General features: G+C 57.2%; 8 protein-coding genes. 3 read left to right on the top strand and 5 right to left on the bottom strand.

Going from position 1 to position 12,589, the window contains the following annotated elements; all coding sequences use genetic code 11:
* Positions 1-536: 536 nt before the first annotated feature.
* The gene (locus GHN86_RS13240) at positions 537-5,237 is read left to right on the top strand and encodes an ATP-dependent helicase (protein WP_153386711.1); all 4,701 of its coding nucleotides are present in this window, start codon (positions 537-539) and stop codon (positions 5,235-5,237) included.
* Positions 5,238-5,254: 17 nt separating this feature from the next.
* On the opposite strand, the gene GHN86_RS13235 is transcribed toward GHN86_RS13240, so the two are convergent.
* The 3 genes from GHN86_RS13235 to GHN86_RS13225 form a co-directional block, all read right to left on the bottom strand.
* Positions 5,255-6,526 (bottom strand): OmpP1/FadL family transporter, encoded by a 1,272-nt coding sequence (locus tag GHN86_RS13235; protein WP_153381406.1) that lies wholly within the window; start codon positions 6,524-6,526, stop codon positions 5,255-5,257.
* Between the two features lie 388 nt (positions 6,527-6,914).
* Complete coding sequence (locus GHN86_RS13230; RefSeq protein ID WP_153386709.1) at positions 6,915-7,682, bottom strand: sulfite exporter TauE/SafE family protein; 768 nt, start codon at positions 7,680-7,682, stop codon at positions 6,915-6,917.
* A 79-nt stretch (positions 7,683-7,761) separates the two neighbouring features.
* A complete protein-coding gene (locus tag GHN86_RS13225) occupies positions 7,762-8,733 on the bottom strand; it encodes a hypothetical protein (protein ID WP_153381408.1) in 972 nt (323 codons plus the stop codon).
* Between the two features lie 469 nt (positions 8,734-9,202).
* Here GHN86_RS13225 and GHN86_RS23970 point away from each other — a divergent pair, with 469 nt between their 5' ends.
* A complete protein-coding gene (locus GHN86_RS23970; RefSeq protein WP_153381409.1) occupies positions 9,203-9,367 on the top strand; it encodes a type VI secretion system contractile sheath domain-containing protein in 165 nt (54 codons plus the stop codon).
* Between the two features lie 193 nt (positions 9,368-9,560).
* On the opposite strand, the gene GHN86_RS13215 is transcribed toward GHN86_RS23970, so the two are convergent.
* Positions 9,561-10,334, bottom strand: coding sequence for an L-iditol 2-dehydrogenase (locus GHN86_RS13215; RefSeq protein ID WP_153381410.1), 774 nt, complete (start codon positions 10,332-10,334; stop codon positions 9,561-9,563).
* 237 nt (positions 10,335-10,571) lie between these two features.
* On the opposite strand from GHN86_RS13215, the gene GHN86_RS13210 reads away from it, so the two are divergent.
* Complete coding sequence (locus GHN86_RS13210) at positions 10,572-11,504, top strand: helix-turn-helix domain-containing protein (protein ID WP_153381412.1); 933 nt, start codon at positions 10,572-10,574, stop codon at positions 11,502-11,504.
* Between the two features lie 76 nt (positions 11,505-11,580).
* On the opposite strand, the gene GHN86_RS13205 is transcribed toward GHN86_RS13210, so the two are convergent.
* Complete coding sequence (locus GHN86_RS13205; RefSeq protein WP_194286453.1) at positions 11,581-12,576, bottom strand: thioesterase domain-containing protein; 996 nt, start codon at positions 12,574-12,576, stop codon at positions 11,581-11,583.
* Positions 12,577-12,589 lie beyond the last annotated feature (13 nt).

The following is a 12,589-nucleotide window of genomic DNA, read 5'->3' as shown; positions in this document are numbered from 1 at the left end:
AGGGGCAAGGCCTTTTGGGGTACTTTTGTGGCTGTTTGACAAAAGTGCCTCGCCGTAAGGGCGAAACCCGTAGAAAGATTCAATGCATCGAATGGATATGTACGCTGGCCAATAAAAAGCTTCGAGTACATATCCGTTATATGTGTCTAGCTGAACTAAGGGTTACGCCCTTACGGCGTGTCACTTTGCAAAAGCGGCAAAGTAACCAAAACGCTTCCGCCCCCGCGTACGGCCCTCGCTGCGCTCAGGTTCCCTCGCTCCGGTCCCGCTCCGTGGGCACGCCGTGACGGGCCATCCTTGGCCCAACACGGCTCTCCCGGCATCGACCCACTGCGCAGAACCTCCACTCGGCCTCCCGAAGGGGCGGCAGATCAAAATCAAAATCACAAGCCAGATCACAAGCCAGATCACAAGCTCGCTGGCGATTTTGCTTGCGTAGTCGCTGACGAGGAACGAAGGCTGCGATCGGTTTAATGCGCCACTTTCTGAACCGAGGACTACGCTAGAGGTGTTGCCGCCCCGAGGTTCTGCTGCTGATGATCGCCCCTTCCCGCCCTGTGCGCCTGTCCGGATTCACCCCGGCCACCAGCGACTGGTTTTTATCGACATTCCCTCAGCCCACCGCCGTGCAACTGGCCGCCTGGTCGGCCATTGCCGCGCAACACTGCGCGCTGGTCATCGCCCCCACCGGCTCTGGCAAAACCCTCGCAGCATTCCTGCACGCCATCGACCGTTTATTTGAAGAACGCGACGCCGCGGCCAAAGCCGATCAGACGCCAAGCAAACCAACGACACGGGTGTTGTATATCTCCCCGATCAAAGCCTTGGGCAGCGATGTGCAACGCAACTTGAACCTGCCACTCCAAGGCGTAAGTGCCCAGCGTGCTCTGCGCGGCGACAGCGCCTTGACTATTAGCGTGGGCATGCGCACCGGCGATACACCACAGGCAGAACGCGCCCGGTTGCTGCGCCGCCCGCCCGATATTTTGATCACCACACCCGAATCCTTGTATTTGATGCTGACCTCAAAAGCCCGCGAAACCCTGCGCGGTGTGCAGACGGTGATTGTCGATGAAGTCCACGCCGTAGCGGGCAGCAAACGCGGTTCGCATCTGGCGTTGAGTCTGGAACGGCTGGACGCCTTGCTGCCGCAACCGGCCCAGCGCATCGGGCTGTCCGCCACGGTGCGCCCGGTGGATCAGGTGGCGCGGTTCCTCGGCGGTGCCCGGCCAGTGACGGTGGTCAACCCGCCCTCCAGTCGTCAGCTGGAAGTGCGTATTGTCGTGCCCGTTGAGGACATGAGCGATCTGTCGGCGCGCAATCAATCATCGATCAGCAACACGCCGGGGCAGGCCGGCTCAATCTGGCCCCATGTCGAGGCCAGTATTCTGCAGCAGGTGCTCAAGCAGCGTTCAACGCTGGTCTTTACCAATGCCCGCGGCCTCGCCGAGAAGCTGACCGCTCGGCTTAATGAGTTGTATGCCGAACAGCTGAGCGACTCAGACCCGCCCGACAACTCCTCGCCCGAACATTTTGTCTCATCCGCCGGGGGCACCACGCGGCGCACGGCAGGCGAGCTGCCATTGATCGCCCGTGCCCATCATGGCTCGGTGTCCAAGGAGCAACGGGCCGACATCGAAAGCGCCCTCAAGTCAGGTGAACTGCGCTGCGTGGTCGCGACATCCAGCCTTGAGTTGGGCATTGATATGGGGCTGGTGGATCTGGTAATTCAGGTCGCCGCACCGCCTTCGGTGGCCAGCGCCTTGCAGCGCGTGGGCCGCGCCGGACACCAGGTCGGCGGTGTCTCGGCCGGCCTGATTTACCCGCGCACCCGTCGCGATCTGCTGGATGCGGTGGTCACGGTGGATCGTATGCTCAGCGGGCAACTGGAAACCCTTGAACCGCCGCGCAACCCGCTGGATGTGCTGGCCCAGCAGACCGTCGCCGCCGTCGCCATGGAGCCGCTGGCGGTGGAGGACTGGTTCGCCTGCGTACGCCGCGCCGATCCCTTTCGCGCCCTCACCCGCAGTGTGTTTGACGCCACGCTGGAGATGCTGGCGGGCCGCTTCCCGTCAGACGAATTCGCCGAGTTTCGTCCCCGTCTGGTGTGGAACCGTCAGACCGGGCAACTGACTGCGCGCCCGGGCTCGCACAAATTGGCAGTGATCAGCGGCGGCACCATTGCGGATCGCGGGATGTTCAGCGTGATGCTGCCCGAGGGCGAGGAGCGTGCCGGTTCGCGCCGGGTAGGCGAACTCGACGAAGAGATGGTCTACGAATCACGGGTCAATGACGTCATCACCCTCGGCGCCTCATCCTGGCGTATCCAGCAAATCACCCGTGATCAGGTGATCGTGACACCCGCCCCCGGCCGCTCTGCGCGTCTGCCTTTTTGGCGCGGGGATGGACTGGGGCGCCCGGCCGAGCTGGGCGAAGCCATTGGTGCCTTCCTGCGCGAACTGGACATTGAGCGAGCTGGCGAAACACCTAGCCAACAGCGAGAGCAGCGTCTCAAAAGCATCGGCCTGGACGATAACGCGGTCAACAACCTGCTGGCACTGGTCACCGAGCAGCGTGAGGCCACCGGCACTTTGCCGACTGACCGGGCCTTGGTGATTGAGCGCTGTGTGGATGAAACCTTGGACTGGCGCGTGATCTTGCATTCGCCCTACGGCCAGCGCGTACACGGCCCGTGGGGGCTGGCCATCGCCGAGCGGATACGTCAACGCCTGCGTATCGACCCCTGTGTGGTGTCCAGCGATGACGGCATTATTGTGCGCATCCCGGCAAGTGAAGGCCGCGTCCCCGGCGCCGAGCTGTTTGTATTTGAACCTGAGGGATTACAGCGCATCGTCGCGGATGCCGTGGGCGGCTCAGCCCTGTTCGCCGCGCGTTTTCGCGAGTGTGCTGCACGGGCCTTACTCCTGCCGCGCAACAGCCCCGGCAAACGCTCACCGTTGTGGCAGCAACGCTTGCGCGCGGGGCAGCTACTGGCCATTGCCAGCGATTACCCGGACTTCCCGATTCTGATCGAAACCGCCCGTGAATGCCTGCAGGACGTGTATGACTTGCCCGCACTGGATACCCTGATGCGGCGTCTGAATGACGGCACCGTGCAGTTCGTCGAGGTCACCACGCAAAGCCCTTCACCCTTTGCCGCAGGTTTGCTGTTCGGCTATGTCGGCGAGTTCATGTACCAGGGCGATGCGCCCTTGGCCGAGCGCCGCGCCTCGGTGCTGTCACTGGACAGCGGCCTGCTGGCTGACTTGCTGGGCCAGGTCGATATGGGCGACGTGCTCGACCCGGCCATTGCCCAGCGTGTCGAACAGGAGCTGCAACACACCGCGCAGGATCGTCGGGTGGCCGGTGCCGAAGGCGTGGCTGACCTGCTGCGTGAACTGGGGCCTTTGTCTGCGACGCAGTTGGCCCTTCGGGTTGATCAACCGGACGACCTGCACGCCGCTTTGCACACATTGAGCACCACGGGCAGAGCGATTGCCGTGTCGATGGCCGGGGAAACGCGCTGGGCGGCGGTCGAAGACGCTGCCCGCTTGCGCGATGCCTTGGGGGTGAGCTTGCCTGCGGGCATTGCCGAGGTTTTTTTGCATCCGGTCGCAGACCCGTTGCGCAACTTGCTGGCCCGCTACGCCCGCAGCCACGGGCCTTTTACCACCGGCGAGGCGGCCCGCTATCTGGGCCTGGGCGTGGCGATTGTCGACCACGGCCTTGAGCGCCTGCGCGAACAAGGCAAAGTGCTGTGCGGCAACTTCGGCGTTGAGCGCCGCCTTGAAACGACGCTGGACGCGACCCTGACAATTGCGCCTAAAGCTCGCCATGAATGGATTGCCGACGAGGTGTTCAAGCGCTTGCGCCTGCGCTCCTTGCAAGCCGCCCGCGAAGCGACCCGGCCAGTCCCGGAGGCCGCTTATGTGCGTTTGCTGCTGGAGCGTCAGGGGCTGATCGGACCCACCGAAGGTCATCCTGCCCGCGCTCAGGAGCCGCCGGTGAGCGGTGCTTTTTGCGGCATGGACGGACTGCTGCGGGTGATCGAACAACTGGCCGGGCGCGTGCTGCCCTTGTCGGTCTGGGAATACCCGGTATTGGCCATGCGCGTCAGCGACTACACAGCGGGCATGCTCGACGAGCTGATCAGCACCGGTGAAGTACTCTGGTCAGGGCACGGTGCGCTGGGCGATGACGATGGTCTGGTGGCCCTCCACCTGCGCGATTATGTCGGGGAAACCTTGCCACCGGCCCGCGATGAAAACCTGCTTTCGCCGCTGCAACAAGCCATTCTCAATGTGCTGGCCGATGGCGGCGCCTATTTCGGCCAGCAACTGGCCACACTGACCCAAAGCACTGAACCACGGTCCGCAGACGAGCTGCATCAGGCCATTTGGGACTTGGTGTGGCGTGGTTTTATCACGGGCGACAGCTGGGCGCCTTTACGTCAGCTGACGGCTGCGCAAGCGCCGCAACGCACACGTCACCTCAGCCACTCCCGTCATCGCCGCGGGCACTTGCGCGCAGCTTTTATCCCCCTTGCATCACCGCCCACAGCCACACGCCCACTCAGCGGACGCTGGTCAATACTGCCCCATGAGCCTGTCAGCGATACGGCTCGCGCACTGGCATTGGTCGAGGGCCTGTTCGACCGCTACGGGGTGGTCACGCGGGGTGCCGCGCTCCAGGAGGACGTGCCGGGCGGGTTTCCTGCCCTCGCGCCCGTGTTGCGCACGATGGAAGACACCGGACGAATTTTGCGCGGTCGCTTTGTCGAGGGTCTGGGTGGTGCCCAATTTGCCGAGCGCAGCACCATAGACCGGCTGCGCGCCCTCGCCGACAGCGTAGCCGTCAGGCCCGTGGCCATTGGCTTGTCCGTGCTGGACCCGGCCAACCCCTTCGGCGTTACCCTGACGTGGCCTGCCAACCGCACAAAAACCACCCCGGCCCGTCGCGCCGGGGCCTTGGTGGTCATTGTTGACGCCAGCTTGCTGTTTTACCTGCCCCAGGGCGGCCGTCAGTTAATAAGCTTTGCCGCCCGCGACACGCCCATCGACGCCGAACGCCTGAAAGCGGGCGCGCAGGCCTTGGTCGCCGCGTTGAGAAAACACAAACGACAGTCCTTCACGCTGGAACGTATCGACGAGCAGTCCACTTGGCACTCGCCGATAACGGCCGCTTTGCGAGAAGCGGGCTTTGCCAGTGCGCCCAAGGGGTTGAGCTGGTATGGCTGAGGGCGGGCCCGAATGGATCAGAAGCGATAGGTAATCGAAGAACCGAAACCGCTGGCGGTGTTTCTGAACTTGGCACTGTAGGCGCCCTTCGAGGCCGAACTGTCGTTGACCTTGACGCTCTCTTCCCACAGATAGGAGTAAGCCAGGTCGACGGTCAGATTGCTTACTGGGGTCCAGCCCGCACCAAAACTGATGGCCGTCCGGTCGCCAGTCGGAATACGCGGTGAGCGGTTGGTGTTATTGGTTGGCGACCCATCCACCGACAAGCCGGTGCGCAACACCCATTGCGGGCTCAACTGATACGCAGCACCAATGGCGTGAGCCCAGGTGTCATGCCAGTTTTGCTCTTCGGTGATGGTGTTCAGCGACCCTCCCAGCATCGGGCTGACGTTACTGTTCTCGACCGTAATGTCCTTGAAGCGGCTCCAACGCGTCCAAGTGCTGCCCATGTACAGGGTCCAGTCGTCATTGAGCTGGTGGGTTAACGAAACGTCCACCGATTCCGGAGTATCAAGGCCCAGCTTGGCGTCATAACTCTGACCACTGAGGCCCAGCAGACTGAAGCTGCCGCCGCTGACCTTGGTGTGGCCCTTGAGGTTGTAACTGACCTTTGAGTGGTACGTCAGGCCCACACGGGTTTTGTCATCGGCTTGAACCAAAATACCGGCGTTGAAACCGATTGCCGTGTCATCGCCATCAATCTTCACCTTGCCGTCGTTACGGCCAAGGGACTGGACGTTGGGCACTTGCGAGGTCAGCTCACCGTCGATGCGGTTGATGGTCGGGCCAAAGCCAATCGACACTTTGTCGTTAAAGGCATAGCTGACGGTTGGCTGGAACGTGATGACCTGGATCTTGCTCTTGTTGGCGAAGTAGCGACCGGCAAAACCGCTGCTGTAGTCCGTGATCAAACCGAAGGGCACGTAGAAGCCGACACCGAACGCCCAGTGTTCATCGATGGGCTTAACGTAGTAGCCCATGGGTACGGATGTCAGCGGCACGATATTGCCTTCTTCCTTGCCGCCAAAGGTGCTGCGGGTTTGGCTGATGTCCGTTTTGGCGTTGAGCGTGGCGGCTCCCAGGCTCGCCTGTTCCTGTTTCAGGCGTGCCATACCGGCCGGGTTGCCGTACACGGTGCTGGCATCGTCGGCAGAGGATGAGCGACCGGCAAAGCCCGTGCCCATCGCGCTGATGCTTTGTTCGTTGATGGTCAGACCGCTGGCCAATAGTGATGAAGAGGCAAGTGCTACTGCAAGGCCCAGCAAGGCCTTAGGCATGGTGTGTTTCATTATTAGAGTTCTCTCGGGTTATCGGCGCGCACGCTACCAACATTCACGGGCTCGCGCCATAGCCGGAGCGCTCTAAATCGGGCCTCTGTGTAGGACAATAAAACAAGAATGAGGTGTTATTCAGATTGGGAATAGAGGGTGATAGGTGGAGTTGATCGCAGGTTTTTGCGAGGGCTTCGCCTTCGATCGCAGCCTCGCGCTGCTCGACAGCGGCTACAGATCGTCACGTAGCCGCTGCCGAGGCACGAAGGCTGCGATCGACAAAGCTGCGCTGGCTGTTCAGACGCGTGGCACTCAGGGCCAACGGTTCGATGGTGAGTTGCACCGACTTGCGCAATAGAGGGCGTCGAGGTTAGCCTGCGAGCTCAGAAAAAAGATCACGCAGCGCTTATGACAGGATTGAAATCCCCAGCCTTGCAATAAGAAACACCAGCAGGATCAAAAAGAAGACTCGAACAAACCCACTGCCAAAACGCAATGCCAAAAAAACACCCGTGATCGAGCCTAATATATTGCATACCCCTACCAGGGCACCCACTTGCCATAACACATTGCCTGATGGAATAAAAAACAGCAGGGCCGCACTAAACGTGCCCAGGTTCACCAACTTTGCTGAAGCCGACGCATTTAAAAAATCAAAGCCAAAACACTTTACAAAAACAAATAGCAACAGGCTGCCACTGCCCGGCCCGAATACTCCATCATAAAAGCCGATGATCCCGCCAAAAAAAACGCCCAGCAGCACGTCTTTATTTCCATACTCAATCGCCACCTGCACCCGGCCAAGATTCTTTTTACAGAAGGTATACACAGCCATCACTACCAACACACAAAAAACGACGTACTCCATAGCCTCACGAGGAATAACAGAGACAAAAAGCGCACCTAAAAATGAACACACGAAAGCAGAAACAGCCATTGGAATCATCAGCTTCCAGACTATTTTTATTCTTCTTACATACCTGAATATGGATGACAGGTTACCCGCCAAAACCGCCAACTTATTGGTTCCAAAAACAGTGGCGAGGCTGTACTGAGGCAGCGCATGTAAAAGCGCCGGCACTTGCACCAAACCTCCGCCACCGACGGCGGCATCAATCAAGCCACCGCAAAAAGCAAAAAACCCCAGAACAACCATCGTCTGATCAAGCATCATAGGAGCACCGGTATGGAACAGGAGTACGTTTTAATTGAAAGTTGCGTGGAGTGCTTCGAATCATCATAGCGCGGGGGCATTACCCCAACACGTTACATAGTGCGCAGAAAGCTATTCCCACACGCTTGTTATAATCCAGCATCACCTCCCCGAGGGAGGCAGGTTCGAATCCTAAATCCCATGAAGATGCATACGCTTGCGCAGCCGCTAATGCGTGCAGGCCGTGCCTGTTTTCAACTTGACCGGCGTGCCCAATCACATAACTTTTTGCCTCTCGTAAGCTTTTGCTTTGACTCACCAATAAAGGATTTATTGACAACAGCTTGCCTTCAATAAACTGCGCAAAATAGTTATATTCTCGGCCATTCCAAATCTCCGATGAGACAGAGACCATCATCGCTTTAAGCAGTGATCGCATGTACGCGTCTGAGTGTATGGCAGCGCTATGATTTTCAACCCCTGTCTCATAGAGAAAACTAGAAAAATCAATACATTCAGCCATCGCATACTTCTTCCCTGACCAACCAACCGCATTAAACGCAGCCGCCATAACTTCATACATACCGTCATGCCCGGGATGTCCGAGCCCCATATCGTCTCTGACCACTTCATGCATGTGAGCCATAGCCAAAGCATAGGTATTTTGTTTTTCCGAAGAAACAAAGATGGAACCTGCCGACAACCGCACAGCCACCTTGGCGGAGACCAGACTTGTAGTTTTATGTGTTTCATTCCAACCATTAAAAAATCTTAAAAGTCCTACATCCACCCTCTCCTTTTCCAAGAACGCCCTGAACGCAAGCTCTGCATAGGAATGGGCTTCCTGAGTAATCGGATCACACAGCACTTCGAGCATGACTTTTTGAGTTTGAGTCCTGTTATCAACCTTGGCGCTGATGGGTTTAGCCCTCACATCACCGACAGTAAAGCGGTTTGCAATATTGAGACTGGCCACGTGTTTATCCAGCCCCCTAATAAATAACTCGCCAAATTTCTGCATTGATATTTTTTTATCGATCACACCCTGACTCTCTTTCAACGTTACATTCATTTTTTCACTCACTCCACATAGTGCGACCACCCTGCAGATACAGCCATTTTTTAATACTCAACCCCGACAAATAGGGCCTAGCCAAGCATTAAGGCGAAACACATGTCACAAACACCAGCATCTGCAAGAGAACTTATATAGCCCCTACAATGCTGGGCAATTGCGCATAGACGCAAGCCCTCTACACTACCAACAAAAATTTTCAATACTGACAACACAGTAAGCCATCAAAGAAAAACAATCAGATACAACCATTTACTGACAATGCCGTAATTTCCTACACGCAAAGACTACGCAACGAACGGAACTGTCCGACAAGACAATACCGACCCGATACGCTTTAAATTGAAAGCACCTTCGAGAATAAAAGGCCGATGGCAATACCCCGGCCTTTCATAAGCAGTTGCGGCATTTGCTCGTCAATGAGCAGTCCTGCCAATGGCTGGTTCGCGGGTGGACCTGACGCTTGATGTTTCACAGAATTATCAGCGATATTTTGCAGAGGGATGATCACGACCAGCCCGTGAACAAGTTTCGGGTCGATCAGATAATCATTGAAATGGATCGTGCCCTGAGCCAGCAGATGGATCAAATCCTCCACCAACCGCAGTTTCAGCAACTGGAATCAGCCTGACGCGGCCTCAAGTTAATGCCGGTGAGACAGCCTTGGAAAAACCGCTGCGCAGTTTCGGTTACAACGAAGCCATTGGCGGTCAGCACGAGCACTAGCTGTGGCAGACACCGTCGCTTTTGTGATCGCCACCCGCCTGACTGAAGGCTTCGCTGGTTACGCCTGGCAAGGCCGCCCTCCCCACCCACATACGCTCTCAACTCATCCAGTTGCCACCGTCGACGTTGTAGGTCTGGGCGACCACGTACTCGCTGTCGGGGGATGCCAGGAAAATAGCCATTCCGGTCAAATCATCGGCGGTGCCCATTCGGCCAAACGGTACTTCCTGCCCCACGCTTTTTTTCTTTTCGCCCAACGGGCGATTCTCATAGCGGGCAAACAGTGCATCAACGCCGTCCCAGTGTTCGCCGTCGACGACGCCGGGTGCAATCGCGTTGACATTAATGCCGTGCTTGATCAGGTCAAGGCCCGCTGATTGGGTCAGGCTGATGACCGCCGCTTTGGTGGCGCAATACACCCCCACCAGCGCTTCACCCCGGCGACCGGCCTGGCTGGCCATGTTGATGATTTTTCCGCCATGTCCCTGGCTAATCATCTGTTTGGCAGCGGCCTGCAAGGTAAACAGGGTGCCCGCGACATTGATCGCAAACAGGCGTTCAAAACTGTCCCGGCTGATGCCGACAATTGGAGCGAGGTCGAACAGGGCCGCATTGTTGATCAAAATATCCAGCTTGCCGGTCTGCGCGATGACCGCGCCCAGCGCATCATCAATTGAACCCTGGCAGGTGACGTCCATTTCGACCGCGTAAGCCTGCGGCCCCAGCTCGAGGGCCGTGGCGCGGGCACGCTCAAGGTTAATGTCCGCGATCGCCACTGTGGCCCCTTCGCGAATGTAGGCTTGAGCAAACGTACGGCCGATGCCGCGGGCAGAACCTGTTATCAACGCGCTTTTACCTTCCAGTCGTTTCATGAGGCGTTCTTCCGTTTTTATTAGAGGTATGCCCGTAGAGATCAAGGCGGGATGATTTCAACAGCTTAAAAACAACCGAACAAATGGACAGCGGATGCCTGACTGATACTTTTTTAATCGCGTAGCTCTGGGTTAAAAAAATATCAGTCTTGCGCAGCAGAGGATCTAGCCGCTGCCCACCACAAGGGCGTATGTTGCTGCGACTCATCGCACACATAACGATAAAAAAGGCATGCCATGTCTGATCATCGAGCCTCCCTGTTTGAGCAGCGGCCCGCCGAACTGGAAGTCATTCTCCCTGAGCCTCATCAGTGCTTTCGCTGGTATGAGCACGATTACCCTTACGCTCTCGCGCGCTGGAACCATCATCCCGAGTTTGAGATTCATCTGATCCGCCAAGGCACCGGCAAGCTGGTAGCGGGCGATTACATCGGTGCCTTTGCAGCGGGACATGTTGCGCTGATTGGTCCCGACCTGCCCCACGACTGGATTGGCGATGTGGCACCCGGTGAGCACTTGGCCGGGCGTGATGTGGTGTTGCAGTTTGATGGCGCTGCGCTATTGGCCTTGCGCGAAACATTGCCGGAGCTGGGTGGCTTGCAGGATCTGTTTGAACGGGCCCGCCGTGGCCTGACGTTTACCGGCTCAACCGCTGTCGAGGCTGCCCAGCTGCTCGAAGCCATCGGTCTGGCTCAGGGGCTGGAGCGGCTGATTCTGTTTCTGCAAGTGATCAACCTAATGATCAAAGCCCCTGTGCAAGAGGTGCATTTTCTGGCCAGCGCCTGCTACAGCCCCACCCTCAATGCGCATAGTTCAGAGCGCATAAACAAGGCCTTCGACTATTTACTGGCCGAACTCACAGGGGACATTCGGGTGTCCGTCATTGCTCGACAGTTGAAGATGAGCGAACCGGGGTTTTCGCGTTTTTTCAAACGAATTACCGGCCACGGTTTTATCGACCTTATGCGCAAGTTAAGGGTTCAGCGTGCGTGTCGGCTGCTGATGCAAACCGAACTGTCGGTGGCGACCATTTGCTTTGAAGTGGGCTATGAAAACATCTCCAACTTCAACCGCCACTTTCGCGTTGAAATGGGCCAGACGCCGAGCGAGTACCGGCGCGCAACGGGCATGACGCTGTTTAATTGCACCGTCCAAAACGTTAACCCATGATCCGCGCGCTCTCTTTTCAGGACCTAACAGCTACTCCTTCGACAGGTTATGAACGGTTCGCATCAAGTCCATGAGTTCACCGCACAGGGGAAACCGGGCCCAGCTGATACAGTTTTCTGCACAGCTCAACGCAGGGTTTTAAAGACTCGGCTTCAAAGAGCAACATGAAGTGAGTCGTACATTCGAGTTCAGTTATTTTGAAACGACGGCATTTGACCAGCCACTCGGCGTTGTAGTTTTCTTCAATCCCTCTGGATAAGTAATCACTCATTAATATATAAGGCGCGGCGGTGCCTTGCATGGCCCTGCTTCGATTGACGAAAAGATAGACTTGTACTTCACAGTGCTCAGGCAGGGAACGGTTGTAGCCATTGCATACCAGGCTTTCCAGCAATTGATGGTCCTGGATCACTCTGAGCATAAACTGATCTTTGGCAAGCCTTAGCCCGCGCTGCACACCCAGGTCATAAATCCGCTCGATAAAAGCATCCAGGTTGGTATAACCCGACACATCGTCTCGATGGATTAGCGAGCCGCGCGCAGTCTTGCCCTGCGTCGAGTCATCGTGCAGCAATGAAAAATTCATGGTTCTCAGCACCAGCGATTGCGCCCCAAGGTCACTGTTATTATGAGCCGCCGCCCACGCCTGAACACTCGACATGTCTGTCGGGTCGATCAGTACCAGTGATTGAACCTTGTGCCCCATCAACACCAACTGCCGGGTCACTTCATACGCAAGGGTACTGCCCATTGAGTACCCACCCAGATCATACGGCCCGTCAGGGTCGATTGAAGTTATAAGAGCCACGTAGTAGGACGCCCTGGCTTCAATCCCGGATAACCAATAATGCGTAATATCAATAGAGGGCGGCTTAATGGCATACAACGTTCGCTCACTCACATTGGCTATTCGTTGATACTGCCAAATGGAATTTCCTCCTGCTGCAGCATGTATCCAAAATACCGGTCGACCATGGGCAACCTGTTTGAAACACACCACTTCTTGTGGGAGCTGTTTGAACGCCAATATTGGAGCTGGCGCCTGATTCACATTACCGGTCATTGAATGCATTGACTGTTCCATC

The sequence above is a fragment of the Pseudomonas helleri genome (assembly GCF_009600315.1).
Taxonomy (GTDB): Bacteria; Pseudomonadota; Gammaproteobacteria; order Pseudomonadales; family Pseudomonadaceae; genus Aquipseudomonas; species Aquipseudomonas helleri_A.
Note: the sequence above shows the minus strand (reverse complement) of the source record. Positions and strands in the feature narration are given on the sequence as shown.

Bases quoted from the DNA above. Each gene is read 5' to 3' on its own strand.
- GHN86_RS13240 (WP_153386711.1), top strand. From the start codon at position 537: ATGATCGCCCCTTCCCGCCCTGTGCGCCTGTCCGGATTCACCCCGGCC.
- GHN86_RS13235 (WP_153381406.1), bottom strand. From the start codon at position 6,526: ATGAAACACACCATGCCTAAGGCCTTGCTGGGCCTTGCAGTAGCACTT.
- GHN86_RS13230 (WP_153386709.1), bottom strand. From the start codon at position 7,682: ATGATGCTTGATCAGACGATGGTTGTTCTGGGGTTTTTTGCTTTTTGC.
- GHN86_RS13225 (WP_153381408.1), bottom strand. From the start codon at position 8,733: ATGAATGTAACGTTGAAAGAGAGTCAGGGTGTGATCGATAAAAAAATA.
- GHN86_RS23970 (WP_153381409.1), top strand. From the start codon at position 9,203: ATGTTTCACAGAATTATCAGCGATATTTTGCAGAGGGATGATCACGAC.
- GHN86_RS13215 (WP_153381410.1), bottom strand. From the start codon at position 10,334: ATGAAACGACTGGAAGGTAAAAGCGCGTTGATAACAGGTTCTGCCCGC.
- GHN86_RS13210 (WP_153381412.1), top strand. From the start codon at position 10,572: ATGTCTGATCATCGAGCCTCCCTGTTTGAGCAGCGGCCCGCCGAACTG.
- GHN86_RS13205 (WP_194286453.1), bottom strand. From the start codon at position 12,576: ATGCATTCAATGACCGGTAATGTGAATCAGGCGCCAGCTCCAATATTG.